27 protein-coding genes are annotated in these 25,189 nt (G+C 68.9%); 8 read left to right on the top strand and 19 right to left on the bottom strand.

What is annotated here, in order from left to right; all coding sequences use genetic code 11:
- Positions 1-215: 215 nt before the first annotated feature.
- From AB0M88_RS29810 to AB0M88_RS29840, 7 genes are all read right to left on the bottom strand, one after another.
- Positions 216-527, bottom strand: coding sequence for a hypothetical protein (locus AB0M88_RS29810; RefSeq protein WP_364108030.1), 312 nt, complete (start codon positions 525-527; stop codon positions 216-218).
- A gap of 13 nt (positions 528-540) precedes the next feature.
- Positions 541-1,929, bottom strand: a complete 1,389-nt coding sequence (locus AB0M88_RS29815; protein WP_364108032.1) for a phage major capsid protein — start codon at positions 1,927-1,929, stop codon at positions 541-543.
- 167 nt (positions 1,930-2,096) lie between these two features.
- On the bottom strand, positions 2,097-2,399 hold the full coding sequence (locus AB0M88_RS29820; protein WP_364108033.1) for a hypothetical protein: 303 nt from the start codon (positions 2,397-2,399) through the stop codon (positions 2,097-2,099).
- Positions 2,400-2,524: 125 nt separating this feature from the next.
- Positions 2,525-2,824: an endonuclease domain-containing protein gene (locus tag AB0M88_RS29825; RefSeq protein ID WP_364108036.1), complete on the bottom strand. Its 300-nt coding sequence runs from the start codon at positions 2,822-2,824 to the stop codon at positions 2,525-2,527.
- Positions 2,812-3,243: a hypothetical protein gene (locus tag AB0M88_RS29830; protein WP_364108038.1), complete on the bottom strand. Its 432-nt coding sequence runs from the start codon at positions 3,241-3,243 to the stop codon at positions 2,812-2,814. Before AB0M88_RS29830 ends, AB0M88_RS29825 begins: the two co-directional genes overlap by 13 nt.
- Entirely contained in the window at positions 3,240-3,995 is a 756-nt protein-coding gene (locus AB0M88_RS29835) for a helix-turn-helix domain-containing protein (protein ID WP_364108040.1), read from the bottom strand. The genes AB0M88_RS29830 and AB0M88_RS29835 overlap by 4 nt, the downstream gene beginning before the upstream one ends.
- A gap of 4 nt (positions 3,996-3,999) precedes the next feature.
- A complete protein-coding gene (locus AB0M88_RS29840; protein WP_364108042.1) occupies positions 4,000-4,185 on the bottom strand; it encodes a helix-turn-helix domain-containing protein in 186 nt (61 codons plus the stop codon).
- Between the two features lie 127 nt (positions 4,186-4,312).
- Between AB0M88_RS29840 and AB0M88_RS29845 the strand changes: the two genes are divergently transcribed.
- Complete coding sequence (locus tag AB0M88_RS29845) at positions 4,313-4,801, top strand: helix-turn-helix domain-containing protein (protein WP_364108044.1); 489 nt, start codon at positions 4,313-4,315, stop codon at positions 4,799-4,801.
- Positions 4,788-5,921: a tyrosine-type recombinase/integrase gene (locus tag AB0M88_RS29850; RefSeq protein ID WP_364108046.1), complete on the top strand. Its 1,134-nt coding sequence runs from the start codon at positions 4,788-4,790 to the stop codon at positions 5,919-5,921. Before AB0M88_RS29845 ends, AB0M88_RS29850 begins: the two co-directional genes overlap by 14 nt.
- A 20-nt stretch (positions 5,922-5,941) precedes the next feature.
- Here AB0M88_RS29850 and glnA read toward each other — a convergent pair whose 3' ends face one another.
- A complete protein-coding gene (gene glnA, locus AB0M88_RS29855) occupies positions 5,942-7,366 on the bottom strand; it encodes a type I glutamate--ammonia ligase (protein WP_364108048.1) in 1,425 nt (474 codons plus the stop codon).
- 190 nt (positions 7,367-7,556) lie between these two features.
- Here glnA and AB0M88_RS29860 point away from each other — a divergent pair, with 190 nt between their 5' ends.
- Positions 7,557-7,958 (top strand): RDD family protein, encoded by a 402-nt coding sequence (locus AB0M88_RS29860; RefSeq protein WP_364108051.1) that lies wholly within the window; start codon positions 7,557-7,559, stop codon positions 7,956-7,958.
- Positions 7,959-7,977: 19 nt separating this feature from the next.
- Here the strand turns inward: AB0M88_RS29860 and AB0M88_RS29865 are convergent, their stop codons facing one another.
- A complete protein-coding gene (locus AB0M88_RS29865; RefSeq protein WP_364108053.1) occupies positions 7,978-8,670 on the bottom strand; it encodes a DUF4191 domain-containing protein in 693 nt (230 codons plus the stop codon).
- A 132-nt stretch (positions 8,671-8,802) separates the two neighbouring features.
- Between AB0M88_RS29865 and AB0M88_RS29870 the strand changes: the two genes are divergently transcribed.
- Both AB0M88_RS29870 and AB0M88_RS29875 read left to right on the top strand, forming a co-directional pair.
- Positions 8,803-8,976: a hypothetical protein gene (locus AB0M88_RS29870; protein ID WP_364108056.1), complete on the top strand. Its 174-nt coding sequence runs from the start codon at positions 8,803-8,805 to the stop codon at positions 8,974-8,976.
- 10 nt (positions 8,977-8,986) lie between these two features.
- Positions 8,987-11,848, top strand: a complete 2,862-nt coding sequence (locus AB0M88_RS29875; RefSeq protein WP_364108058.1) for an AAA family ATPase — start codon at positions 8,987-8,989, stop codon at positions 11,846-11,848.
- Here AB0M88_RS29875 and AB0M88_RS29880 read toward each other — a convergent pair.
- Positions 11,731-12,441: a hypothetical protein gene (locus AB0M88_RS29880; RefSeq protein WP_364108060.1), complete on the bottom strand. Its 711-nt coding sequence runs from the start codon at positions 12,439-12,441 to the stop codon at positions 11,731-11,733. The two genes, AB0M88_RS29875 and AB0M88_RS29880, sit on opposite strands and share 118 nt — an antisense overlap.
- A gap of 126 nt (positions 12,442-12,567) precedes the next feature.
- On the opposite strand from AB0M88_RS29880, the gene AB0M88_RS29885 reads away from it, so the two are divergent.
- Positions 12,568-13,332 (top strand): DUF899 family protein, encoded by a 765-nt coding sequence (locus AB0M88_RS29885; RefSeq protein ID WP_364108062.1) that lies wholly within the window; start codon positions 12,568-12,570, stop codon positions 13,330-13,332.
- Between the two features lie 75 nt (positions 13,333-13,407).
- Here the strand turns inward: AB0M88_RS29885 and AB0M88_RS29890 are convergent, their stop codons facing one another.
- Positions 13,408-14,592, bottom strand: a complete 1,185-nt coding sequence (locus AB0M88_RS29890) for a VOC family protein (RefSeq protein WP_364108065.1) — start codon at positions 14,590-14,592, stop codon at positions 13,408-13,410.
- A 703-nt stretch (positions 14,593-15,295) separates the two neighbouring features.
- On the opposite strand from AB0M88_RS29890, the gene AB0M88_RS29895 reads away from it, so the two are divergent.
- Positions 15,296-16,306 carry a hypothetical protein gene (locus AB0M88_RS29895; protein WP_364108067.1) on the top strand — a complete coding sequence of 337 codons (1,011 nt, stop codon included), beginning with the start codon at positions 15,296-15,298 and terminating at the stop codon, positions 16,304-16,306.
- A gap of 189 nt (positions 16,307-16,495) precedes the next feature.
- On the opposite strand, the gene AB0M88_RS29900 is transcribed toward AB0M88_RS29895, so the two are convergent.
- From AB0M88_RS29900 to lipA, 4 genes are all read right to left on the bottom strand, one after another.
- Complete coding sequence (locus tag AB0M88_RS29900; RefSeq protein ID WP_364108070.1) at positions 16,496-16,930, bottom strand: hypothetical protein; 435 nt, start codon at positions 16,928-16,930, stop codon at positions 16,496-16,498.
- A gap of 215 nt (positions 16,931-17,145) precedes the next feature.
- The gene (locus AB0M88_RS29905; RefSeq protein WP_364108072.1) at positions 17,146-17,556 is read right to left on the bottom strand and encodes a hypothetical protein; all 411 of its coding nucleotides are present in this window, start codon (positions 17,554-17,556) and stop codon (positions 17,146-17,148) included.
- Between the two features lie 239 nt (positions 17,557-17,795).
- The gene (locus tag AB0M88_RS29910) at positions 17,796-18,626 is read right to left on the bottom strand and encodes a hypothetical protein (protein WP_364108074.1); all 831 of its coding nucleotides are present in this window, start codon (positions 18,624-18,626) and stop codon (positions 17,796-17,798) included.
- A 232-nt stretch (positions 18,627-18,858) separates the two neighbouring features.
- Positions 18,859-19,755, bottom strand: a complete 897-nt coding sequence (lipA, locus tag AB0M88_RS29915; RefSeq protein ID WP_364108163.1) for a lipoyl synthase — start codon at positions 19,753-19,755, stop codon at positions 18,859-18,861.
- A gap of 389 nt (positions 19,756-20,144) precedes the next feature.
- Between lipA and aspS the strand changes: the two genes are divergently transcribed.
- Positions 20,145-21,407, top strand: a complete 1,263-nt coding sequence (gene aspS, locus AB0M88_RS29920; RefSeq protein ID WP_364108077.1) for an aspartate--tRNA(Asn) ligase — start codon at positions 20,145-20,147, stop codon at positions 21,405-21,407.
- A gap of 139 nt (positions 21,408-21,546) precedes the next feature.
- Here the strand turns inward: aspS and AB0M88_RS29925 are convergent, their stop codons facing one another.
- Genes AB0M88_RS29925 through AB0M88_RS29940 form a run of 4 tightly spaced genes read right to left on the bottom strand, consistent with a single transcriptional unit; the run spans position 21,547 to position 25,168 of the window.
- Positions 21,547-21,711, bottom strand: a complete 165-nt coding sequence (locus tag AB0M88_RS29925) for a peptide ABC transporter substrate-binding protein (protein WP_364108079.1) — start codon at positions 21,709-21,711, stop codon at positions 21,547-21,549.
- Positions 21,711-22,340: a lipoyl(octanoyl) transferase LipB gene (gene lipB, locus AB0M88_RS29930; protein ID WP_364108081.1), complete on the bottom strand. Its 630-nt coding sequence runs from the start codon at positions 22,338-22,340 to the stop codon at positions 21,711-21,713. Before lipB ends, AB0M88_RS29925 begins: the two co-directional genes overlap by 1 nt.
- Before the next feature lie 22 nt (positions 22,341-22,362).
- The gene (locus AB0M88_RS29935) at positions 22,363-24,237 is read right to left on the bottom strand and encodes a DUF2079 domain-containing protein (RefSeq protein WP_364108083.1); all 1,875 of its coding nucleotides are present in this window, start codon (positions 24,235-24,237) and stop codon (positions 22,363-22,365) included.
- Positions 24,238-24,256: 19 nt separating this feature from the next.
- Entirely contained in the window at positions 24,257-25,168 is a 912-nt protein-coding gene (locus tag AB0M88_RS29940) for a TIGR01777 family oxidoreductase (protein WP_364108085.1), read from the bottom strand.
- Positions 25,169-25,189 lie beyond the last annotated feature (21 nt).

Below are 25,189 nucleotides of genomic sequence, written 5' to 3' on the forward strand. Positions count from 1 at the left end.
TTTTTTTCACATCGTATTCCACTTCTCCCCCACGCTGCACCCCAATCCCGGTTTGTTGGGGGGGGGGCCCCGCCCCCGCCCGTGGCTGGCGGGGCCCGGCCCCCACAGCGGGGGCGCAGGCGGGTCTACGGCGGAGGTATCAAACGCCTCGCCGCCTTCGGTCCGGAGCCCCTCCCACGGGTGAGGGGGGCACCGGGTGACGTTGACGCCCTGGCTCAGTGCTGCACGCCGATTCCGGCGCCGGCGCGGGCGGCCTCGAGGACGGTCGAGCCGTGCGGCAGACCGGCCGTAACGGAGGCATGCGCCGCAGCCTCGTCGACGGCGCCGAGCCGATGCACCTGGTGACGGCCCAACCGGTCCTCGGTGAGAACCTCGAACCGGCCAGGCCGGGCCGCCGCCGGCGCGGCAGGCTCCGCTTCGGCGGCCGCCGCGGGCGTCGAGCCGTCGATGTTGCCGACCGCCGCCTGCGGTGCGCTGACCTTGCCCGAGCGGCCTCGGCCGGTACGCGCTGTCGTCCTGCTGGCCATCGTCGCCTCCCGATCAGGCCGTGGTCGGCACGTCGAGCATCCGGAAGCCGTTGGCCACCGTGACGTCGCTGCCGGTGCGGAAGAACAGGAACGCGTGCCGCTGCGCCGTCGGCCGCCGGTTCGCGCCGTACCCGGGCAGGATCTCGATGGTCGAGCCGAGCCGGTCGACGATGACGAAGTTGCTGAAGTCGCCGTACACCAGCAGATAGTTGCTGGCGGTCGCCGCCGCGTTGACCGAGCCGTCCATGTTGCTGTTCTCGTTCATCGCCCGGCCCAGCAGCCGGCCGTCAGCCAGCTCGGGGAACTTCAGCGCCCCGTTGGTCGTCTCCATCTGCCGCAGCGTGTTGATGGTGGCCAGGTTCGCCATCCACTGGGCGCGCGGCGAGAACCGCGCCGGGAGGGCGTTCTGCAGGGTGAACACGTCCGCGGCGGCCAGGGCCTCGCTGCCGCCGCTGTTGATCTCGCTGGCGGTGCCGGCCAGGGCGGTGATGATGCCCGTCGGCTGCCCGCTGCCCGACCCGGTCGTGTACGCGGCCGCCTGCAGCTGGTTCGCGGCGTCCTGCATCACCGAGGCGAGCTCGGAGCGGAAGTTCACCGCGTCCATCTCGACCTCGTACGAGTACGGCACGTCGACGTCGCCGGCGTGCACCGGGATCGGCGCCTCGTCGAGGACCGGCGAGCCGTCGGACGCCTCCGCGGCCTCCGCCTTCCACTCGGCGGTCGCCCCGGCCGACGTGACGCCCTGCCACCCGTTCGTCAGGGTGTGCACCACGCGGGCCAGCTGCCGCAGCGGGTTCGTCGAGCCGTCGCTGGTCAGCATGATCGCCGGGTCGAGGGTCAGCGGAATCATGTACCCGCCGGCGCTGTCGGTCGTCGACATCGCCTTCAGCTCACGGTGCAGCGTCTCCGCCTGCTGGTAGGCGGCCTGCTCCTTCGGCGACCACATCATGTGACCGCGCTGCGGGTCGGCGAACATCTTCATCACCGCGGACTCGTAGTCCGGGTTACCCGCGGCGACCACCCAGCGCGCCGACAGGCCCTGCTGCTTCGGGTCGTTGAGCACCGTCTCGGCCAGCGTCGCGCCGCGGTCGGACAGCGCCTTGGTCTTGACCAGCACGTCGAGGGTGCGCCGCGCGGCGTCCTTCAGGCCGCCGGCGGGCCGGTCACCGGCACCGGGCTCCGACCCGAACTCGTGACCGCCGCGGCGGGCGGCCTTGGCCACCTGCTCCAGCTGGTCGATCTCCTCGTTCAGCGCCTTGATCTCGGCGACCTTGTCGGCCGTCGTCACGCCCTTCAGGACGGTGACCTTCGACAGGTCCATGTCGGTGCCAGCCTGCTTGAAGGCCGTCTCCAGCTTGTCGCGAGCCGCCTTGAGCGCCGGAAAATTGAAATCGGTGTCCACGGGGATATCCCTTCGTTCGTGGACGGCATCAGCCGCAGGCGCGCAGCGCCCAGCAACGGGTTAGGAAACAGTCGTCCGCGTCCACGAACGGGTGAGGCGCCGACCAGCGCCGATCCCTCCGCCGGGCACCCAGGACCAAGACCTGGCACCCCGAACGAAGGTGATGATCATGATAGCTCGCCGTCCAGCTCCTGGGTAGCCACCGACAACCCCAGGGCAACGGCCCACGCCGTCCACACGCGCCACGCCGGATCCGACATGGCGCGGCGTACGTCTGCCTCGCCCTCGACCGCGGCGGCGAGCGGCCGATAGTCGATGCCGGGCAGCACCGGCAGGCCGGCCACCCGGGCCAGCTCGTCGCCGCCATGCTCACGGGCGAAGTCACGCATCTCCTGGAGCGTGACGGACGCGTGATCGGCGGGAAGTGCACGCAGCGCCTGTACGACCAGCGATTCGTCGGTGACGTTCATGGGCCAACCTTTCGTAACGACGCGTAACACAAACTTCGTGAGGGTCACGGACGGAAGTCCTGATGGAGAGCTCGGGGTCAGCTAGAGGGTCACGCTGCGTCTCGGCACGGCCCCCCTGCCCTGCGTCACCAGTTGCGCGAGCGCGGCGTTGGCTGCGGCGTCACGCTCGGCACCGAGGTGGCTCGGGTGCGGCCGAGCATGCCCTTGGCCTGGCCTGCTCGCCGGTTGCATGCCCGGTGCGCGAGGCCTCGGTAGCCCCGGCGGTCGTCGGTGTGGTCGAGGTCGAGCAGCCGGGCCTGTGCCCGCCACATGGGGCCGCCGCAGCGGCTGCACGCCGTGCCGTCCTCCACGGCGGCCAGGGCTCGCTGGCGGGCTCGCTGGTGTGCCCAGCCGTAGCCCTTCTGTGTGGTTGTCAGCCGTTCCATGTTTCGCGGACTCGTCCGTCTGGCGTGAGGGCGGCGTCGAGGCGGCGTCGCATGTCGGCTAGGCGCAGCTCCTCGGGCACCAGCAGCCGGGCGCAGCACTCGGCGCGGTGGAGCAGGTCGGCGACGGGCTGGTCGAGGCTGGGTGCGATGGCGGCGCGTTGCAGGATGACGGCCAGTTGCTGGCGTTGCGGTCCGGTCAGTGCGCTGGTGTCGATGACGATGTAGGGGTCGTGCTCGGTCATGGCTTCCTTCTCTCGGTTGCGGGCGGCTTTGCGTGCGTGTCTCTGCGCGAGCCCGTAGTCGCGCCGGCGCTTGAACTCCGCTCGCTCGTCGCGCCGGGCCTGCCGCGCGGCGAGGGTCTGCTTGACGGCTTCGGTCAAGCGCTGCTGCCACTCCTCGTCGGTGTAGGGCTCGATCACTCGGCACCTTCCTCGCGGGTAGGAGCGACGAACTCAAATACCGGCAACTCGGCGGCAGCCTTGGCGGCCTTGCCTGGGTCGTACTGAGGATTCGGGTCTGCTGGCGGCGGTTCGCGCCAGTGGCTGATGCGTACGTCCCGGCGCTTCGCGTTGAGAGCGGCGGCGAACGCGGCGGCGCGCGCCGCGCCTGGCGGCCCCGCAGGGGCCGGAGGGTCGTCTTCTCCGGGGAGAGCGGCGCGCGGCGGAGCCGGGCGCGGCGCTTCTCCTCCCGAGAGTCCAGAGGGTCTCTCGGAAGAGAGTGGGGTCCGATCATCGAGGTGGTTCGCCTCGCTCATCGAGGAGCTTTCGGCCGCTGATCGAGGTGGTTCGACTCTCGATCGAGGTGGTTTGCTCACCGATCGAGGTGGTTGGTCGGCGCCAACCACCTCGATGAGCGAGGTGGTCTTGGGGATGACAAGTCGATACGTGGGCGACTGCCTGTTGCGCCACTGAGCCCTGGCGAGGAGCTCAAGCCAGCCCTTCTCTACAAGGCCGGCAACGATCCGTGAGGGCGTACTCGACGACCTGATCTTGCATCGCTGCATGAGCCGGGACTGCGCCACCCAAGCCGAGTCGCCGCCCCGGGCATGGTCGGCGTAGGCCAGCAACACGAGCGCCTCGGTCGGAGACAGGTCATCTGGCCCCGATTCCCAGACGGCATCACGGAACCGCTGAGCGCGCGTCGGCGACTTCGGGTCGATGGGGTTCGGCACGGGCTCAGGCCGTGGCTTCGGCCTGGTCCTCGCCGCGGAGCCAAGCTTCAACGGTCGAGAGCGGGTAGAGCACGCGCCGGCCGCGCTTCACGCCGCGCGGGCCGGTGCCCATCATGCGCCAGTAGCGGACTGTGCTCGGGCCGGTGCGGGCCAGCTCGGCAACTTCCTCGGTCGTTAGGAACCGTTCCACGAGGCCGACATCTCCTTGGGTTCTTGCTGAGCACCCCTGAACGGGTTTCCCAGGTGCTCCATCTGAACCTCAGTTGATCACATCTAGGTGCTTGTGGCAAGCGTTGGCAACCGCTAAGTTGGTGCCTGTGAAGCACCTAGCGAAATCGAGGGAGAGCGAATCCACGCCGGAGCAGGCCTTCGGCCAGATCGTTCGGCAACAGCGTGAGGCCCGGGGCTGGACGCAGGAGGAACTCCGGGCGCGGCTCGAAGAGGGGCACGGAATCCGGTTGGAGAAGACGGCCATGATCCGCCTGGAGAGCGGCAAGCGACCGACCCGCTTCAACGAGGTGGTGGCGCTGTCGGTGCTGCTGGGTCTCAGTCTCTCTACAGCGTCGTTCTCGCCCCAGAGCCAGCTCACCGACGAGGAGCTGCGCAACTTGGAAGAGCAGCTGGAAGCGTTGCTGCGTAGGAGTTTCGAGGAAAACAAGCGGGTCGTCGAACTGCGGCAGCAACTTCAGCGGGCGATCGAGTCGAATCAGGCGACGAACCGCAACGCGGACCTGCTGGCGCGCCACATCGAGGAAGCACGCCGATGGCGCGAGACGGTGGCGGGACAATCCGATGGCCAGCGTTAAGCGCCGCGCCGACGGCAAATGGCGGGCCCGCTACCGCGACGAGGCCGGCAAGGAGCACGCGCGCCACTTCGACCGGAAGGTCGACGGCCAGCGCTGGCTGGACGAACAGACCGCGGCGATCGTCACCGGGCAGTTCGTCGACCCCAAAGCGGGCGAGATCACGTTCCGCCGGTTCTTCGCGGACTGGGCCGCCCGGCAGGTGTGGGCGCCGAACAGCGAGCGGGCGATACGCCTGGCGGCCGGGTCGGTGACGTTCGCCGACGTCCCGATGAAGCTGATCCGGCGGTCCCACGTCGAGCAGTGGGTCAAGGCGATGCAGAGCAAGAACCGGGGCGCCGGCAAGCCGCCCGGGCTCGCGCCGGGCACCATCAAGACCCGGCTGCAGAACGTCCGGGCGGTCCTGCGCGCGGCAGTCCGCGACCGGATCATCGTGGTCGACCCGAGCGACGGCGTGAAGCTGCCGCGCCAGCGGCGGGCCGCGGCCGCGATGGTGATTCCGGCGCCGCCGCAGGTACGCGCCCTGCTCGACAACGCCGCGGTGCCGTGGATGCGGACGTTCATGGCGCTGGCCGCGTTCGCGGGGCTGCGCCTGGGCGAGGCGGCCGGCGTCCAGCTGGCCGACATCGACTTCCTGCGCCGGACGCTGCACGTCACCCGGCAGGTCCAGCGCGGGCCGAAGGGGACCGTGCTCATCTCGCCGCCGAAGGCCGGGAGCGAGCGCCCGGTGTTCCTCGCCGACGGGCTGTTGCGGCTGCTCTCGCTGCACGTGCGCGACATGCCGAAGACCCCCGAGGGGTGGCTGTTCGTCGGGCCCGACGGCGACCCGCCGCACCAGAACAGCGTCGGCTATTGGTGGCGCAAGACGCGCCGGGCGGTCGACCTTGAGGAGTACGACTTCCACGATCTGAGGCACTTCTACGCGAGCGGCCTGATCGCGAAGGGCTGCGACGTGGTGACGGTTCAGAAGGCCCTCGGCCACGCGAAGGCCACGACGACGCTCAACATTTACGCCCACCTCTGGCCGACGGCCGAGGACCGTATGCGTACGGCCGCGGACTCGCTCATGGACGAGACGTTTGCGGACCCTGTGCGGACCGAGAAGCCCGCACAGGGCGCTTGACCTGCTAGAACACTACCGAGCTACACGTTGTAGTACATCTCGAACTCGTGCGGGGTCGGCCGCAGGCGCACCGGGTCGATCTCGTTGGTGCGCTTCCAGTCGATCCAGGTCTCGATGAGGTCGTCGGTGAAGACGCCGCCCGCGGTCAGGAACTCGTGGTCGGTCTCGAGCGAGTTGAGCACCGCGTCGAGCGAAGCCGGGACCTGCTTGACGTTGCCCCACTCCTCGGGGGGCAGGTCGTACAGGTCCTTGTCGATCGGAGCCGGCGGCTCGATCTTGTTCTTGATGCCGTCGAGGCCGGCCATCATCATCGCCGAGAACGCGAGGTAAGGGTTCGAGGACGGATCGGGGACGCGGAACTCGACGCGCTTGGCCTTCGGGTTGCTGCCGGTCACCGGGATGCGGGTACAGGCCGACCGGTTGCGCTGCGAGTAGACCAGGTTGACCGGCGCCTCGTAGCCGGGGACCAGGCGACGGTAGGAGTTGACCGTCGGGTTGGTGAACGCGAGCAGCGACGGCGCGTGCTGGAGCAGGCCGCCGATGTACCACCGGGCGGTGTCGGACAGGCCCGCATAGCCGGTCTCGTCGTAGAACAGCGGCTCGCCGTTCAGCCACAGGCTCTGGTGGGTGTGCATGCCCGAGCCGTTGTCGCCGAACAGCGGCTTCGGCATGAACGTCGCCGTCTTGCCGTGCTCCCAGGCGGTGTTCTTGATGATGTACTTGAACATCTGCATCTGGTCGCCGGCGTGCAGCAGCGTCGAGAACTTGTAGTTGATCTCGGCCTGGCCCGCGGTGCCGACCTCGTGGTGCGAGCGCTCGACGGTGAAGCCGCCGTCGATCAGCCGGCGCACCATGTGGTCGCGCAGGTCGGAGTAGTGGTCGAGGGGCGCGACCGGGAAGTAGCCGCCCTTGTAGGACGTCTTGTAGCCGCGGTTGCCGCCCTCCTCCTCACGACCCGAGTTCCAGGCGCCCTCGATCGAGTCGATGTAGTAGAAGGCCTGGTTGGCGGCGGTCGAGTGGCGGATCGAGTCGAAGATGTAGAACTCGGCCTCGGCGCCGAAGTAGGCCGTGTCGGCGATGCCGCTGGAGGCCAGGTAGGTCTCGGCCTTCTTCGCCACGTTGCGCGGGTCACGCGAGTAGGCCTCGCGGGTGAACGGGTCGTGGATGAAGAAGTTGAGCGCCAGCGTCTTCTGCGTCCGGAAGGGGTCGATGAACGCGGTGGTGACGTCGGGCAGCAGCATCATGTCGGACTCGTGGATGGCCTGGAACCCGCGGATCGAGGACCCGTCGAAGGCGAGACCGTCGGTGACGACGCTGTCGTCGAACGACTCGACCGGCATGTTGAAGTGCTGCATCACGCCCGGAAGGTCACAGAACCGGACGTCCACGAACTTGACGTCCTCGTCGGTGAGGTATCGCAGGAGCTCCTCGGGATTGGCGAACACACGTCCTCCTGTTGATTCCGCGGCGCGCGGACGCGGCTAGGCTGGTCGCGACGTTATGGTCACCGAGTTGCCCAGGCGTGTCCCTACTGTTTCCGTCGTGTTACGGCCCCGTTGGGGCGTTCCCGAGGCTATCGCGATCGGCCCGCCCGCGCTCCCAGTCACCCGAACCGGCCCGGCTACGCTGGCCGACATGGCAGCATCCACCCCCGGCCCCACCCCCGGCGCCGCCGACCTGGCCCCCACGGAGACCGCCGGCTTCGGCCGCCGCCTCGGTGCGCTGCTGATCGACTGGGTCCTCTGCACGCTCGTGGCCAGCCTGCTGGTCGACGACCTGCGCGCCAACCCGTGGCCTCAGCTGGGCGTATTCATCCTGGTCAACGCGTTCTTCGTCGGCCTGTTCGGACAGACCCCCGGCATGTGGCCGGCCCGCATCCGCTGCATCTCGGTCGTCGACGGCGGCGCGATCGGCCTTCCCCGGGCGATCATCCGGGCCGTGCTGCTGGCCCTGGTCATCCCGGCGGTCATCTCCGACGGCGACGGCCGCGGCCTCCACGACCGGGCGGCCCGCTCCATCATGGTCCGGAGGGCCTGACTTCCTGCCGCCCCGAAAGTCAGCGGGGGCGCTGCTGGCGCATGCCCTTGGTGGGGCGCATGTTCTTCGGGATCGCGCCCTTCGGCATCTGCGGGCGGGCCATCAGCGCGCCCAGCCGGGTGTCGAGAGCGTTGACGTCCTTGCCGCTCAGGTTGCGGGGGAGGCGCATCAGCGTGGTCCGCATCTTGCGGATCGGGAGCTGGCCCTCCTCGTTGCCGAGGACGTAGTCGAACATCGGGGCGTTGCCGATGACCTTGGAGAGGCGCTTCTTCTCCTGGCCGAGGAGGCCTCGGACGCGCTGGGGCTGGCCTTCGCCGATCAGGATGACGCCGGGGCGGCCGATGACCACGTGGACCATGTCGAACTGGGTGGTCGAGCTGGCCGCCGGGCGGACGCGCCAGTCGCCGCGCATGTTTTCGATCAGCTGCGGGGCGGCGCCCGGCTGGCCCTCGGCCGCGTTCATCATCGCGGTGTTGGAGCGCAGATTGAGCACGATGACGGCGGCGAGCAGGGCGACCAGAATGCCGACCGGGATGTAGACCAGGCTGAGGCCCAGGACGATCGCGAGCACGGTGAGCGCGAGCGGGATCAGGATCGCGCCGGCCAGCAGCGGCACGAACAGTTTGTCCTGCTGTGCCGTGAACTTGATGACCTGACCGATTTGTTTCAGGCGCTCGAAGAACGACACCTTCTCCTGGGGCTTTGTTGCCATAACCCGGAAGTGTAGAGGGACTCACCCTCCTTACGCGGGCCGGGAGGCCGCCGCCGTCAAGTAAGGAGGCTGAGGGGGCCGTAAATGAGGCAGCTGCCCCATGCCCGAGGGGGACCTTCGCGCGAAGAGTCGATGCAGACAGCGAAGGAGAACGCGATGTTCCTGCACACCGACCCCCAGGCCCAGCTCGACCTCTACCACCAGCGGTCCGGCGAGCTGATCCGCCAGGCGTCCGAATACCGGCTGGCGCGCAGCGGGCGAGGCCGTCACCGCCGGTTCGGGCGGTGGCCCCGGCGGCACGATTGAGGGGCGATTCATGTCGTACCCCCATGGCATGCTCGAACTCATGACGGCGCATGCGCACAGCGAGGTCCTGGTCGGGCGGGAGCCCGACCTGGCCGTGCTGCGTGACGCGCTGAAACGCACCCGCAGCGCCGAGCCGTCGACCGTTCTGGTCGGCGGTGAGGCCGGGGTCGGCAAGACCCGGCTGGTCGAGGAGTTCCTGCGGGGGCTGCCCGGCGACCAGGTGCGAGTGCTGACCGGCCAGTGCCTCGAGCTCGGGGAGGAGGGGTTGCCGTTCGCCCCCTTCGCCGGGGCGCTGCGTGACGTGCTGCGGGCCGAGGGGCCCGAGGTCTTCGCCGGGCGGGAGCGTGAGTTCGCGCGGCTGCTGCCCGAGCTGGGGCCACCGCCCGACGTCACCGACGCCCGCCGGGGCCTGCTGCTCGAGTCGGTCGGCGAGCTGTTCGCCCGGCTCAGCGCGGCCCAGCCGGTCGTGCTCGTGCTGGAAGACCTGCACTGGGCCGACCGTTCCACCCGCGACCTGATCGGCTTCCTGGTCCGGTCGGCCCGGTTGCCCCGCCTGCTGCTGATCGCCACCTATCGCACCGACGAACTACACCGCGGGCATCCCCTGCGGCCATTTCTGGCCGAGCTCGACCGCGTACGCGGTGTGCAGCGCCACGAACTCGATCGTCTCGACCGTGACGGCACCGCCGAGATGCTGGCCCACCTGCTCGGCGCCGAGCCCGAGCCGTCGACCGTCGACGCGGTCAACGAGCGGGCCCAGGGCATTCCGTTCTTCATCGAGCAGTTCGCGTCGTCCGGCGACCCGCGCTGCGGCGACATCCCGACCAGCCTGCGCGACCTGCTGCTCTCGCGCGTCGACCTGCTGCCCGAGCCGGCCCAGCGGGTGCTGCGGGTGGCCGCGGTCGGGGGCACGGCGTTCGGCCACGAGCTGTTGTCGCGGGTCGCCGGGGTCGACGAGGCATCACTCGAGTCGGCGCTGCGCACGATCGTCGCCGCCCAGCTGATCGTCTTCGACCCCGACGGGGGCTACGAGTTCCGCCACGCGCTGGTCCGCGAGGCGGTGCACGACGACCTGCTGCCGGGGGAGCACGCCCGCCTGCACGCGCGCTACGCCCAGGCGGTCGAGAGCGAGCCGCACCTGGTCGCGATGGGCCGGGCGCCGGCCGAGATCGCGCACCACTGGCACGCCGCGCACGATCGGCCGAGGGCCCTGGTCGCCGCGAAACGGGCCGCCGACGAGGCCGCCCGCCGCTATGCCTATGCCGAACAGGCGCGCCTGCTCGACCGCGTGATCGAGCTGTGGGAGGAGGTTCCGCAGGCGGCCGAACTGCTCGGCATCGACCATCTCGACCTTCTCGAGGAGACCGCGCTGGTGGCGATCGACTCGGGCGATCACATGCGCGCGCTCAGCCTCACCCGGGCCGCGCTCCGCGATCTCGACGGCGAGGCCGAGCCGCTGCGGGCGGCGCGTCTTCTCGTGCGCCGGGCCAAGCTCCTGCGCAACGCCGGCAAGAGCGACGGGCGGGCGGAGACCCTCGAAGCCTACAACCTGCTCTCCCTGGCCGAGCCGGGCGCCGACCGGGTGCGGCTGCTGGCCGACGTGGCGTACGTGATGGCCGGCATCGACGCCGTGCGCGCCGGAGCGGTGGCCCAGGAGGCGATGGCCCAGGCGACCCTTCTCGGTGACCTTTCCACGCTGGTCAACGTCGAGATCACCTTCGCCCGGGTGTGCGCCGGCCAGATGCCACCCACCGAGGGCCTCCCGACGATGTATGCGGCGGCCGACCGGGCCCGCGCGGCCGGCGACCTGTCCGCGCTGACCCGTGCCCTGGTCAACATCTCCGACGCCGAGTTCGAGCTGGGCCACTACGCCGAGTCGGCCGAGGCGGCGGGCGAGGGCGTCCCGCACGCCGACCGGGTCGGTGTCGGCCGCACCACCGGCGTGTTCCTGCTGGCCAATCACGCCGAGGCCCTGATCGCGCTCGGCCGGTGGGAGGAGGCCGACGCCCGGCTCGCCGAGGCGGCCCGGCTCGACCCACCCGGCAAGCTGGCGCTGCCCTGGCTGCGGCTGCGCGCGATGCTGCGGCTGGCCCGCGGGCACGAGGGCGCCCCGGCCCTTCTGACTCGCGTGGTCGGGCTGCTGGGGCGGCCGTTCCTGGAAAACGACGAGCGGTTCGGCCTGCTCGAGCTGCGCATCCTGCAGGCGATGGCGGCCGGTGACGCCGGCGCGGCGGTGACCGCCGCCCGGGCCGCGGCAGCCGAACCGGCGCTGGCCGAGCGCCCGCGCTATTCCTGGCCGATGCTCACCACGGCGGCCCGGGCCGCCGCCGGCGTCGACGACCTCCGGCAAACTCTGCGCGCCGTCGCGGCCCGGATTCCCCAGCGCTATCCGGCCGACCGGGCCCAGGCGGCGACGCTGGAGGCCCTGCTCACCGGCGGCCAGGTGTGCTGGGAGGCCGCGGTCGAGGCGTGGCGGCGGGACGGCCAGCGTTATGAGCTGGCTCGCGCGCTGCTGGCGCTGGCCGAGGCTCGCGCCTCCGACCGGGCGGCGGCCGCTTCCGCGCTCAGCGAGTCGGTGGCGATCGCCGGTGCGCTCGGAGCCCGCCCGCTGCTCGAGGAGGCCGACGTTCTGGGCCGGCGCCTGGGCGTGAAGGCGACGACGGCTGACGGGCCGGAGATTTTGACCGCCCGGGAGCGGGAGGTGCTGCGGCTGGTCGCCCAGGGGCAGAGCAACAGCCGGATCGCACAGAACCTCTACATCTCGCCCAAGACGGCCAGCGTCCACGTTTCGCGGATCATCGCCAAGCTCGAGGTCGCCAACCGGGTGGAGGCGGCGGCGGTGGCGCATCGGCTGGGGCTGCTCGCCGACTGATCGCGGCGTCGGCCCGTGGATGACCGCGGAAAGTTTCTTCGCGACAGATCAGGGAGAGACTGGTTGGCCTTGTGCCAATTCGGCCAGTCGACGTTCGGCCGGCCTGATACTTCACGAAGAAGCTTCAGCCGTTTCCGGAGAACACTCAGCTGGTCAAGCCATACCCGGTCGACGTCCCCTCCGGCCTCGAGCACAGCCGACGCGAGACGGATGACATCGGCGTCCGCGCAGGCAATCCGGTCCCGCTTCCTCAACAGAAAGCCGAGGGTGAACGTCGCCGCCCGTCGCGAATCGCCGTACCAACACGTGAGCTGGCTCGGATCGCTGTCCGACGACCGAGGGGTGCGCCGGCCGAGCTGCTTGGCCTCCTTCCGGCGGGAGGCGTACGAGCCAAGTTCCGTCAGCCATAGGGTGCGGCTGGCCGTCAGCGCGGCCAACGCCCGGAGCAACGCCGCCTCCTCGCTGCGGAAGGGTCCGGCAACCTCGTTCAGATAACCGAATGTCGCCAGATAGCCCAGCGGTCGATAGCGCTCGACACAGCCCGCCAGGGCGTTGATCCGTCGTCCGTAGGGCAACGAACCATCGCTCACCATGCGGGCATAGGTTGCCTCGGTTATCGACCGACACGGCCATTCTTGGGGTTCCGCGACAACCAGCCACATCTACTGTCGAAGCCGGGACGGCAGCTTCGACGTCTCGGGCAGAGAAGGGAGTCAGCCATGACCACGAACGAACTTTCCGGGCGGCCGCCGGTCGTCGACCTGGACACCTGGCAGGCAGCCCGGGACGAACTGCTGATCCGGGAGAAAGCGCACACCCACGAGGGCGATGCGATCGCCGCGGCGCGGCGCCGGCTGCCCATGGTCGAGATCGACGGTGGCGTCGAGGTCGTCGGACCGGACGGCCCGGTGCCGTTCCGGGACCTGTTCGAGGGCCGCGATGAACTCCTCGTCTACCAGCACATGTGGCACGACGGCGCGCCGCACCAGGGGCAGTGCGAGGGCTGCACGGTGTCGGCCTGGCACCTGCGCGACACCACCTACCTCAAGGCGCGCGGGGTTTCATTCGCCGTGCTCACCCCTGGTCGGTGGGATGAGGTGGCTCCGTTCGTCGAGTTCATGGGCTACCGCCAGCCGTGGTATTCGGTGCGCGACCTGCCGGAGCCGATCGGCGGCGACATGGGCTATTTCAGTTGCTTCCTGCGCGACGGCGAGCGCGTGTTCCTCACCTACCGCACGACCGGCCGGGGCACCGAGCCGGCCAGCGGGTCGTTCGCCCTGCTCGACATGACGCCGTACGGGCGAGGCGAGGCCTGGCAGGCCAGCCCTCAGGGATGGCCCAAGGGCGGGGAGCCGTGCTGGTATTGGCGGGCCGACGCGGACGGCACAGCCACGTGGGGTCCGACGAGCCGCCCGGTGCCCCAGTGGACTCGTCCAGGAGCAACGCCGGAGACCACCCTCGGCCGAACCGGTGCACACCACTGACCCGGACATCTTCCGCCGCGCCGAACATTGCCCGCAGCCGAGATCGAATTCGGCTGGCGGGGCCGCGCGCGGCGATCACCCGTGAATGTGAGTAGTTGCGATCACTATTTCGTTGCCTTCGGGGTCGGCGAGCCGCCAGCGACCCTCCAACTCGTCAAGGAGCCGGCCCCCGGCCGCGACGGCCGAGGCGAGGCGCGTCCGCGCGAGGTCCGACGGCACAGCGAGCTCGAAGTGGAGGCGGTTGCGCTGTCGGCGCCGCTCCGTCTCCGAAGCGTCGAGCTCTTGGAACACCAGCACCGGGTTCAGCCGCCGCGGATCGTGGACGTCGCTGACCCCGGCTCGCCGGTCGTGGGTGTATCCGAGTGCCGCGACCCAGAACGACCGGACCGCGGCGACGTCGGCGGCGTCGAGGAAGAGCTGAGCGAAGCGCGGCAGCCCCAGATCCGCAGCGGCCCCGAGTTCGCGGGCTGCGGCCTGGAGGTTTCCGGCGAGGTCGGTGAAGTCGAGCTGGAGGCCGTGGGCGTCATGCTCCCACTGGTCCTTACCGCTGTCGATGATCACGAGCCCGGGGCGCAGGTCGACCAGCAGCGGGAAACCCGCGTCGTCGGCCAGCGCCGCTGCCGCGGCGGCCAGGTCGCGCTGCTGCCTCGGCGAGGTGATGCGGTAGCACGCCATCGCGCTGAACACCGCCTGCCAGTCCGCTGTCCCGAGCCTCTCGCCGAGCGCCGCGCCCGGCACCAGGTCGACCTCGTTGCCGTCCGGGTCGGTGTGACAGACCCCGAACGGTCCCGACGCCTCACCAAGACTCGCCTGCTCGACCGCCGCGGCCGGCCGCACCACGTCGAGGTGGATGCGGTTCCGCAACGGCCGCGACTCGGTCGACTGCCGGATCCGGATCGCGGGGTCGCGCCGCAACGGATCCACCAAACCGCCGTCCTCGCCAGGCGCGTAGTCGAACACGCGCTGCCAGAACCGCCTCACCACAGACGGATTCGCGGATTCGAACACGACGCTCAGCTGCTGCAGCACGGCAGGGTTCGCGGCCAGCCCGAGATCCCGCGCGGCCGCCGCCACCGCCTCGGCGTGCTCGTCGGAGTCGAGGCGCACCCGCGCGCCTGTCGCGCGCAGATCGACCACCATCTCGGCCGACAGCTCCACGATGCGGCCGGCCAGCGCAGCCCCCTCGATCAGCGAAGGCGCGTCAAACCACGCCGTCGCAACACCATCGACCACCGGCCAATCCGTTCCGGCCTCCGTCATGCCCGGCACTGTAGAGCCCATTCCGGACGACCTCCATCCGGATAATGATTATCCCCGGCAACCGGCGTGAAAGTCAGCCTCGACATGGGCATCCTTCCGAACCTTGCTCAGCCGACGCAGCTCCACTGCTACTCGTCCCGAGCGTGTCCCCCTGTGACCCACACGGTGGAGAAGCGCGCAGTCAGCCGGAGATGAGTGCGGGCTTTGGGTATAGCCGGTCCATACTTTCGAGTGTGGGAACATTCGTGGCCGGCGGATGGTGCTCGCCTGGCCGAGCGGGTGGCAATCCAGTAGGCGGGAAGGGCCGCCGCATTGCCCGTGTGCGCCGACGTGACGGGTCAAGTCATTGCGCTACGCGACCGTAGCTCGATGTCTTCACGCTGTGGGCGGCTTCGAATGTGGAGTAGCGCTGTCCGCTGTTCGCGGCATGACAGTGCCGTCATGTGCAGTTTGTCCACGCTAATTCCCAGGGATCGACGCTGACGTCAGCGAACGTTGATCGCTATGCTAAGCCTACGTCGGTGGGCACTTCCTGACGCCGAGCACAAGATCGACATGATCGACGTTACGAATAGCCGGCCGATGCGCCCCGGCTTGCGCTTGCTCGAACCGCTGGGAATAATTGCCGCACCTCGTTCTATTTGGATGCGAGAGTTTTAATCGGAACTCTTCGGTCCTCCTGGGCCAATGAGAGAAGGCTAAGGTGTCGCTGCCGGAGCAATTAGTGTCTGCGGGTGCGGCTACGTTTGCCGCAGGGCTGTCGCTGGCCTCGGCTATTTATGTCGCACGAGCAACTCACAACACAAACAAAGATCTCGAGGTCCTAAAGTCAAAGCTCGCCGCGGAGTCGGCCGACGCTCAAAGTGAACGTCAATATGAGTATGCCGCGCGGAAAAAGATATATGACGAAGCCGAGCCGCTGATCATGAGGCTGGCCGATAGCTGCCAGTTTGCCGCTGATCGTATTATTGAACTGGCCGACAGTCGACGGTGGGAGGAGTTGCGAGCCACGCGTGATATTAGCGCGTACTGGATGTTGAGCAAATCATCGGAGGTAATTGCTTTTGCTCGAGCCTTGCTTGAGCCGCTCGCTTGCTACACGCTTCTCAGCGACAAGGTCAACTTGGTCGACCTTCGGTTCGATGCTCGCGTTAACGAAATATACGAGCTTGCGCGTTGCGCGTATAAAGTTCATCTTGACGACTACCAAATAGCCGCGATGGAGCCCACCCTTCGATACGATCCAGTTGTACCCGGCTGGCGAGAAAAGCGAGCCAAGGAGCCCAGTACATACTGGTGGCAAGGTCTCACTCGTGGGCGCCTTGACCCGGCGATCGAGGTTTGCATACACCGGGATGCCGGCCGGCTGACTACCGTCAACGAATTTGAGCAGCGCTACTTGGAAATTTTCAACAACCCGGACGATGCCAGGAATAAATCACTCGGGTTATTCTGCAATCCACTCTACAACTTCACGCCAGCGGATCGTCCTGTCTACTGGCGCATGCTTATGTGTCAACTCCTGATCTACCGCCGCATTTCCAAACGAAGCCGTCTCGACGGGCGGGTCAAGACTCGTTCCGGCTTTGATTTCGATCGACGAGACGTCGACTCGCTCCAGCGCTTAGGAAAAGTAGGAGACGCACTCCTCGACTCAAGCTTCGAGGTCGCAACGCAATATACGAAATCCTTAATCGCGAAACAGCGCGGCTAGCTCAGCCAGCGGTTGAGGCGCCGCTGCTTGAACTCGGTCACACGTACTTATCTCGGTATGTCCGGATGCCGACGGCTGCCAGGCTCCGCCACGGAGAATAGACTCTGTCGCTGATCGCTCCTTCATCGGATCGTCGGCGCTCGCGCTAGCTTTGATGTGCAGCTGAACAGTTCAACTCGCCGGCTTAGCTTACGGCCGTCGCTGCGCCGAGAGAATCGTCGCTTGAGCAGTCACAAACAGCTGCCAAGCCAACCTGCACACCGACTGCGCCCACCGCCGTCCGATGTCGCCCTCCGTGTTGGGCACGATCGCGTTGAAGCCGACCACGTCGAGAAGCTTCATGCACTCGTAGTTGTCAAGCTGGTCGAAGAACGTCAGGCAGTAGCCGCACAGGTCCTTGACAGTTTGCCAGCTGGGGTCGGCGCGACGGGCCGCCGCGAGGTTCGCGCGGAGCTTGTCGGGCAGCCACTGCCCGAAGCGGCGGGGATGAGCGTCTGCGTAGCTCAGCCAGAAGCCTTCCACGTCTTGGAACTCGAGGGCTTCTTCCTGCCGAGTTGGGGGTAGCAGCGCTAACAGGTCCAATAGCTCTCGCAAGTCCGGGTTTGCTGCAGGTCTTTCCGCCATGTCGGAAGGATAGTTGTGTCCGGCGCTCTTGAGAGGACCTTGTAACGAGGTGAGGCGACGGTCAGTTGGCGTCAAGCGATCGATTGTTGGCCGCTCGGGTGTATGTGGATCTGGTGGACGCGGTCGGGGCGGGGTTGGGCCGCCGGTCGGCGGCAGACGGTTGCATGTTGGATACCCATTCTCTGAATAAGCGTAGTGCTGCCGAGTCGACCGACTCAGTATGGCAACTTAACAGCGTTTGATACTGGTCGGCCGATTGCCTTGGTGAAAAAGTCTTCCGCGCTGCTCTCGTTTTGCCGCCCGAGTTTAGCCTCGGCCTGAGTATTCTGAGTGCTGTTCAGGCCGTAGACTTGGCCAATCCGACTGTATTCTGTATCCGCCTCATTCGGGAGTTTGACGTCGAAATACTTGCTCCTCCCGGTCATCGTCCAGCGAGGATAGTACTCGACGTATCCCTTGCCGTAATCCACCTCGAGCATGAACCAGTACGTCAGTCGCGGCTCTGGTTGGCCGGACGCCTTGGCCGAAACCTTGACCGAGCGTGAATTGCCAGGCGACGCGCTGAGCTGATAGCTCAGATCTTCTGCTGTTGAGGGTGCCGCGCCGTTCACCGGGCTGGCGTTCATGCTGGACGGAGGCCCAACGGCGGGGTTGGCGCGAGATTGACCGCGACCAGCAGCACTGCGACAGCCGCGGCGGCGACGATCAGCAGGCACAGCACGACATATCCGGCCGGCATCCCGTTGCGAATGTCTCGACCCGCCTGAGTGGTTCGACCGCCAGTGGAGTCCGCGTATTGAGAGACTGCCACGGGGTCTGCTTGGCCGCTGAACCAAACCCGGATAACCATCGCCGCGCACGCGACCTAGGGCCGCCGGAAGGTTTTCAGGACGCGGACCAGGATCACCAGGCCGGCGAGCATCAGGACGACGCCCAGGGCGATGATCAGCGCGCTCGAGCTGCCCGAGTCGCTCACCGGCGCGGCCGCGGCCGATGTCGGCGCGCCCGGGTTGACCGGGATCCCGCCGTCGTCGGTCGGGTCGAGCGGCGCGATCGAGTCGGTGAAGGTCGGCGGCGTGGTCGGACCGCTCCCCACGCCGGAGGACGGCGGGGGAGTCGGACCGGCCGGCTTCGAGGTCACTGATGGGGAGCCGGACGAGCATGACGCCGGCTTCTCCCACGACGCGATGTGCGTGGTGAACGTGTTGTCGCGGATGCTCAGGCTGCCGGTGCGCCGCCGGGCGCCGGCGGTTCGGCCCGGCTTCACGTGTACGCGCTGGCCGGCCACGATGAAGACCGCGTCGATGTTGGCCGCCGGCTCGTTGGCCAGGGTCGCGGTGAAGGTGCCGTCGCACGCGTTCTCGTAGGTGACCAGCGGCTTCGGCAGGCACGGGGTGCGGCCGTCGGCATCGCCCCCGTAGGGCCCGTCGGATCGGCTGCCGGTTCCGTAGGGCGCGCCCAGTTTGAGGTTCGCGTAGTTCGAGTCGGCGTTGACCACCTCGTTGAACAGTGACGAGCCGAAGATCAGGTCGACCTGGAAGTAGCAGGCCGGCACCGTGACGGCCAGATGCACCGTTGGGTGGGCGGGGTCGACCGTGGCCTGGTCGGAGTCGTAGATGAACTGCGGGTAGGCGAAGCCCGCGCTCGATGTCGTGTACGAGACCAGCGAGAACGTCTGCTTCTGTCCCGAGCACAACGGGCGTACGGCAGTGACCCGGGCGGTGCCCGCGCCGCCGTCGAAGGAGTGCCGGTAGGTCGCGTTGTCCGAGGAAACGCAGGCGGCGGCGGCCGCCGCGGGCCGGGCGGCCGAGCCGGCGGCGACCAGGCAAAGTGCGACGGCGAGCGCCGAGAAGAAGCGTTTTGTCCCTATTGCCCCAGGCTACGGGGAACCCCGGCGAACCGCCGGGGCTTCGAAAGAGAGCGGCCGCTCAGCCGCGCGCCTCGAGTGCCTGCTTGTAGAGCCGGCCGGCCCGGTAGGACGACCGGACCAGCGGCCCGCTCATCACGCCGGCGAAGCCGATCTCGGTGGCCTCCGCGCTCAGCTCGACGAACTCCTCCGGCTTCACCCACCGCTCGACCGGGTGGTGGCGCGGCGTCGGACGCAGGTATTGCGTGATCGTCACCAGCTCGCAGCCGGCGTTGTGCAGGTCGCGCAGGGCCACCGAGATCTCCGACCGCTCCTCGCCCATGCCGAGGATCAGGTTGCTCTTGGTGACCAGCCCGGCCGCCCGGGCCTGGGTGATCACGTCGAGCGAGCGCTCGTAGCGGAAGCCGGGGCGGATGCGCTTGAAGATGCGCGGCACGGTCTCGACGTTGTGGGCGAGCACCTCGGGCGCCGAACCGAAGACCTCGGCCAGCTGGTCGGGGTCGGCGTTGAAGTCGGGGATCAGCAGCTCGACGCCGCACCCCGGCTGAAGCTTGTGGATCTGGCGGACCGTTTCCGCATAGAGCCAGGCGCCGCCGTCGGGCAGGTCGTCGCGGGCCACACCGGTGACCGTCGCGTAGCGCAGGCCCATCGTGGCCACCGACTCACCGACGCGACGGGGCTCGTCGGCGTCGAACTCGGCCGGCTTGCCGGTGTCGATCTGGCAGAAGTCGCAGCGGCGGGTGCACTGGTCACCGCCGATGAGGAAGGTCGCCTCGCGGTCTTCCCAGCACTCGTAGATGTTGGGGCAGCCCGCCTCCTGGCAGACGGTGTGCAGGCCTTCCTTCTGCACCAGCCCGCGCATCTGCGTGTATTCGGGACCCATCTTGGCTTTGACCTTGATCCACGGAGGCTTCCGCTCGATGGGAGTTTCGGCGTTGCGCGCTTCGATGCGCAGCATGCGGCGGCCCTCGGGAGCAATAGTCACAGCCCCGAGGTTACGCCTGAATAGGGCGGTGCCGAGACATGGGCGACGAGGCTCACGTGGAGGTTGATGTGACTGCCCTCACCTGTACACCGTAAATTGCCTTTCTCCTGCAGGTCTCCGAACGTTAAGGTTCATCGACGGCAGTGACGGAGCCAAGTAACGCCTCGATACGCCGGCCGAGAGAGCCACCACAAGCTGTGAAGGTGGCCCGTGCGCCGGGGCGTGAAGACACTCCGGAGCCGTTGCACGACCAAGAGGCGCCCTCGACTCAGCGGGCGCGAAGGTGTGGTGGCACCGCGAGGTTCCCGCTCGCCCACACCTCCCTGGGGCCGCGTTGCAGTCACCAGAGGAGGTCACCCGCCATGCAACGCATTCTCTCCAGCCGGCTCAAGGCGCACACCGGCCAGACCGTCACGGTCGCGGGCTGGATCCATCGCCGCCGGTTGCTCAAATCGGTCGCCTTCCTGATCTTGCGGGACGCCGAGGGCCTGGCCCAGATCGTCGTCGACGACCCCCAGGCGCGGGCCGAGCTCGAGCAACTCACCGAGGAGAGCGTGGTCGAGGTCACGGCCACCGTGACCGCCAACGAGCAGGCTCCCGGCGGCATCGAGCTGGTCGACCCGGCGGTGAGGCTGCTGGCGAAAGCGGCCGAAATACCGTTTGAGCTGCACCGGCCCGTTCTGACCGCGACGCTGCCGACCCAGCTCGACCACGCGGCGCTGGCTCTGCGGCACCCGGTGCGCCGGGCCGCGTTGAAGGTCGCCGCCGCCGCGACCGCCGGCTTCCGGACGGCCCTCAGCGAGCAGCGCTTCGTCGAGATCCAGACCCCGAAGATCGTCGCCAGTGCCACCGAGTCCGGCGCCAACGTGTTCCAGCTCGACTACTTCGGCCGCCCCGGCTACCTGGCGCAGTCGTCCCAGTTCTACAAGCAGATCATGGTCGGGGTGTTCGAACGGGTCTTCGAGGTCGGCCCGGTGTTCCGGGCCGAGCCCAGCGACACGGCCCGCCACCTCGCGCAGTACACGTCGCTCGACGCCGAGATGGGCTTCGTCGCCGATCACCGCGACGTGATGGCCGCGCTGACCCGCACGCTCAGCGTGATGATGGCGACCATCACTGCCCGCGCCGGCGCGCCGACGCCGAAGGTGCCGTCCGAAATCCCGGCGGTCCACTTCGCCGAGGCCCTGCGCATCGCCGGCGCCGACCCGGGCGAGCCCGATCTGGCGCCGGCCGACGAACGGGCGATCGGCGAATGGGCGCTCAAGGAGCATGGTTCGGAATTCGTTTACGTCACCGGCTATCCGATGCGGAAACGGCCGTTCTATACCCATCCCGACCCGGTCGATCCCACATATTCGAACGGATTCGACCTACTTTTCCGCGGACTCGAAATCGTCACCGGCGGACAGCGCCTGCATCTTTATGACGACTACGTCAAAGCTATTCAGGCGATGGGCGAACCGCTCGAGGCGTACGAGGGCTATCTCGACGCGTTCCGATACGGAATGCCGCCGCACGGCGGATGGGCCATCGGCCTGGAAAGGCTGGTCGCCCGGCTGCTCGGCGTCGCCAACGTGCGCGAGGTGACGGCCTTCCCGCGCGACCTGCACCGCATCAAACCCTGACGATCACTCACGGCCGCGGGGGCGCGGCCTTCAGAGGTACGCCCGGCCCGGTCCCGCCCCGCTGAAGCTGCACGCCACGCCCGAAAAGCCGCCGCCGGTCCCGCTTCCCGGGGCCGGCGGCGGATTTGCCCACAACCGTTCAGACGAGAACCGCGATCGTCACCACGATCACGATGATCAGCGGGACGACCGTCATGGAGATCAGGATCGCCCAGGAGACGCCGTGGGCGAAGTTGAGCGAGACCCCACCGCCCTGTTTGGGCACGAACACACGTCCGTCGGTCGGGTCCCGGTAGAACAGCATCAGAACAGGGTAGACAAGTGTCGCTCGACCACCGGCAGCGCCTCGGCCACGGTCACGTCCCGGCCCAGTTCGGCGCTGAGCGAGGTCACGCCGGCGTCGCGGATGCCGCACGGCACAAACCGGTCGAAGTTGCCGAGGTCGCAGTCGGCGTTGAGCGCGAACCCGTGCAGCGTCACCCCGCGCGCGACCCGGATGCCGATCGCCGCGATCTTGCGGTCGGGCCGGGTGCCGTCGCCGGCGACCCAGGCCCCGCTGCGCCCCTCGACCCGTGTCGCGGCGACGCCGAAGGAGGCGCACACGTCGATCAGCATCTGCTCGACCCGGCGCACGTAGGCCACCACGTCGATCGGGTCGGCCAGCTTGAGGATCGGGTAGCCCACCAGCTGACCCGGCCCGTGCCAGGTGATCTTGCCGCCGCGGTCGACGTCGACCACCGGGGTGCCGTCGAACGGGCGGTCGGCGGGCTCGGTGCGCTTGCCCGCGGTGAAGACGCTGGGGTGCTCCAGCAGGAGGATGGTGTCGGGCTGGTCGCCGGACACCACCGCCTCGTGCAGACGCTGCTGCTCGGCCCAGGCCTCGCGGTAGTCGACCAGGCCGGGACGCAGCACGGTGAGCGTGGGTGTTGTCACGGGTCCAACCCTAGCGCCGGGATTACCGGTCGATCGGATCCAGGCCCGGACGGATGCGCCACACCAGCACGTCCTCGACCTGCTCGGGCGGCCCCAGCAGTTCGGTCGTCGTCGCCTCGAGCGCGGCGTGGTCGAGCATCCCGGCCGGCCCGGTCACCGTCGCGGGCAGGAACACCGCGTCGATGTTCCAGTACGCGAAGTCGTCCCGCGCCCACTGCCGGTCGCGGTTGGTGATGTTGGCCTGGTAGCCGTAGAACGCGGCCCGCAGGAACAGCCAGTCGGTGTGCCGGGGCGGCGCGCTGATGCGGCCCTTGATCTCGCCGTTCTCGTCCGGCACGGCCTCCGGGCCGAGGAAATATCCGTCGGGGATGCGGAACTGCTTGCCGCCCCGGGCCATCGTGTACGCCTGCCAGCGCTGAGCGTCGGCCGACACGTTGAGCCCGAACGGCAGCGCGCTCATCACCCCGTTGTCGGGCACGTACCGCTCCCAGGCGCCGTCGGCGATGAAGCGCGGCTCGGGCGCCCGGCCGGTGACGAGCACCGGCAGCGGGAAGATCGGCACCAGGGCGAGCGCGAACCCGGCCGCGAACCCCGCGCTCGCCCGCTGGCTCACCCCGGCGTCGAGCAGCGCCTCGGCCAGCAGGGCCAGCACGACCCCGAACACCCCGACCAGCACCAGCGAGAACCGGGCCGGCAGGGCGGCGTCGAAGAGGGGCAGGCGGGCGAGGAACGCGTACGGCAGGGGGATCGGCGTGTTGTTCCCGAAGAACTGGAGCCGCGGCCCCCACGAGATGACGATGAAGACCCCGCCGACGATCATCAGGGCGCGCAGGGTGGTCCGCCGGCCCGGATCGGCCCGCTTCCAGAGCAGGACCAGCCCGGCGATTACCAGGACGATCAGCGGCAGCCCGAAGAACGACGTCTCCTCGGTCGGATTGGCGGCCAGGCTGTTACGCAGCCCGGCCAGCGCGCCCAGCGAGCGGTCGGCGTAGGCCAGGTACGACGCGAAGTCCTCGGAGTAGTCACGCTGGCTGAACCCGGTCTTGCCGAACGTCTGCGGCCCCGCGAAGTGCATGTAGAGCGGGTATGCGAGCAGCCCGCCGGTTACCACCGCGGTCACGCCCAGGCCGGCCAGCACGCGGGGCAGCACCGCCCGGACCTCGGCCCGGGTGGACTTCTGCAGCGCCCAGGCGACCACGAACACCCCGCCGGCCAACGCGACGAAGAACAGCCCCTCGGCGGCGATCGAGAATCCGACCGCCAGCCCGACCCCGAGCGCGGCGCCGTTGCGCAGCCATCCGAGCCGGCCGTCGGCCCGGAGCTTGAACAGCCGCCACAGCACCAGCGGGGCGATCCAGCCGGCGGTCCAGTTGAGGTGGCCGTTGGCGTGCGAGACGAAGCCGGGCGCGAACCCGCAGAACAGCCCGGCGACCGCGGCGGCCAGCCGGTGCCGCACCACCCAGCGGCTCAGGAACAGGAACCACGCGTACGCCGAGACGGCCAGGTTGAGCGTGAGCACGGTGACGAAGCTGATCTGCGGCCCGGCCAGCTTGGTGAGCGGCGCGAGCAGGATCGCGTAGACCGTGATCGACGTGTTGGCGGCCAGGTTGACCCCGAGCGGGGCGTTCATCAGCGTGGTGAAGAACGGGTTGCCGCCGTGCTGGAGCAGATAGACCCCGTAGGCCAGGGTCCACTCGAAGAACGACTGGTCGCCCACGTTGCCGGCGATGGTGTGCCCGTGCGGGTCGACCCACAGCCCGTAGGTGACGTAGAAGGCCATGGCGAGCGCGATGACCGCCACGATGACGTGGGCGCGCCACGCCCGGGCGGTCGACCGTGGCGGGGGAGCAGGCCGGTCCTCGGACGATGACGGGGGGGATTTGGCGGCGACGGACATCAGCCGCAGGTTAGCAAGCTCACGCCGCCGGTTCACGATCAAGCGCGTTCCGCAACGCACTCTCGATGTCGGCGTGGGCGAACCGGAATCCGGCCCGCTCGAGCGCCGCCGGAAGCACCCGCTGGCTGTTACGCACCTCGCCGCCGAACTCACCCAGCGCCGCCCGGACGACCACGCTGGGCACGACCAGCAGGGCCGGCCGGTGCAGCGCCCGGCCGAACGCCTTGGTGAACTCGGCGTTGGTCACCGGCCGCGGCCCGACCAGGTTGACCGGGCCGGCCACCTCGTCGTGGGTGAGCAGGAACTCGGCCGCGTCCATCCAGTCGGACAGCGCGATCCACGGCATCCACTGCCGCCCGGCGTCGATGCGGGCACCGGCGCCCAGCTTGAACAGCGGCAGCAGCGGCTTGAGCAGCCCCGCGCCGGGGTCGAGGACCAGGCCGGTGCGCATCACCACGACCCGGGTGCCGGCGTCCTCGGCCGGGCGGGCGGCGGCCTCCCAGACCCGGCACAGGTCGGCCAGGAAGGTGCGCCCGGCTGGCTCGTCCTCGGTCACCTCGCGGTCGCCGGTGTCGCCGTACCAGCCGACGGCCGACGCCTGCAGCAGCGTGCCCGGCCGGTCGGCCTCGGCCAGTTGCCGGATGGCCCGGGCGATCGTGCCGCTGCTGTCGACCCGGCTGGAGCGCAGCAGGCTCTTGTAGCGCGGCGTCCACCGGTGGTCGCCCACCCCGGCACCGGCCAGGTTGATCACCGTGTCGGCCGCCGCGACGGCCGCCGGGTCGAGACGTCCCTGCGCGGGCTCCCAACTGATCTCGTCGGGCTCGGAGGCCGGCCGCCGCACCAACCGGGTCACGTCGTGCCCGCTCGCCCGCAGCCGATCGACCAGCCGCGTGCCGAGGAAACCGGACGCGCCGGCCATCAGGATCCGCATGCCACCCATCATTCCCGAACT

This window comes from Actinoplanes sp. NPDC051411, assembly GCF_040682075.1.
Lineage (GTDB): Bacteria > Actinomycetota > Actinomycetes > Mycobacteriales > Micromonosporaceae > Actinoplanes.

Excerpts from the sequence above, each read along its gene's own strand:
- AB0M88_RS29810 (WP_364108030.1), bottom strand. The coding sequence starts at position 527 with ATGGCCAGCAGGACGACAGCGCGTACCGGCCGAGGCCGCTCGGGCAAG.
- AB0M88_RS29820 (WP_364108033.1), bottom strand. The coding sequence starts at position 2,399 with ATGAACGTCACCGACGAATCGCTGGTCGTACAGGCGCTGCGTGCACTT.
- AB0M88_RS29825 (WP_364108036.1), bottom strand. The coding sequence starts at position 2,824 with ATGGAACGGCTGACAACCACACAGAAGGGCTACGGCTGGGCACACCAG.
- AB0M88_RS29850 (WP_364108046.1), top strand. The coding sequence starts at position 4,788 with ATGGCCAGCGTTAAGCGCCGCGCCGACGGCAAATGGCGGGCCCGCTAC.
- AB0M88_RS29860 (WP_364108051.1), top strand. The coding sequence starts at position 7,557 with ATGGCAGCATCCACCCCCGGCCCCACCCCCGGCGCCGCCGACCTGGCC.
- AB0M88_RS29865 (WP_364108053.1), bottom strand. The coding sequence starts at position 8,670 with ATGGCAACAAAGCCCCAGGAGAAGGTGTCGTTCTTCGAGCGCCTGAAA.
- AB0M88_RS29870 (WP_364108056.1), top strand. The coding sequence starts at position 8,803 with ATGCAGACAGCGAAGGAGAACGCGATGTTCCTGCACACCGACCCCCAG.
- AB0M88_RS29875 (WP_364108058.1), top strand. The coding sequence starts at position 8,987 with ATGTCGTACCCCCATGGCATGCTCGAACTCATGACGGCGCATGCGCAC.
- AB0M88_RS29880 (WP_364108060.1), bottom strand. The coding sequence starts at position 12,441 with ATGGTGAGCGATGGTTCGTTGCCCTACGGACGACGGATCAACGCCCTG.
- AB0M88_RS29885 (WP_364108062.1), top strand. The coding sequence starts at position 12,568 with ATGACCACGAACGAACTTTCCGGGCGGCCGCCGGTCGTCGACCTGGAC.
- AB0M88_RS29890 (WP_364108065.1), bottom strand. The coding sequence starts at position 14,592 with ATGACGGAGGCCGGAACGGATTGGCCGGTGGTCGATGGTGTTGCGACG.
- AB0M88_RS29900 (WP_364108070.1), bottom strand. The coding sequence starts at position 16,930 with ATGGCGGAAAGACCTGCAGCAAACCCGGACTTGCGAGAGCTATTGGAC.
- AB0M88_RS29905 (WP_364108072.1), bottom strand. The coding sequence starts at position 17,556 with ATGAACGCCAGCCCGGTGAACGGCGCGGCACCCTCAACAGCAGAAGAT.
- lipA (WP_364108163.1), bottom strand. The coding sequence starts at position 19,755 with ATGCTGCGCATCGAAGCGCGCAACGCCGAAACTCCCATCGAGCGGAAG.
- aspS (WP_364108077.1), top strand. The coding sequence starts at position 20,145 with ATGCAACGCATTCTCTCCAGCCGGCTCAAGGCGCACACCGGCCAGACC.
- AB0M88_RS29925 (WP_364108079.1), bottom strand. The coding sequence starts at position 21,711 with ATGCTGTTCTACCGGGACCCGACCGACGGACGTGTGTTCGTGCCCAAA.
- AB0M88_RS29935 (WP_364108083.1), bottom strand. The coding sequence starts at position 24,237 with ATGTCCGTCGCCGCCAAATCCCCCCCGTCATCGTCCGAGGACCGGCCT.
- AB0M88_RS29940 (WP_364108085.1), bottom strand. The coding sequence starts at position 25,168 with ATGCGGATCCTGATGGCCGGCGCGTCCGGTTTCCTCGGCACGCGGCTG.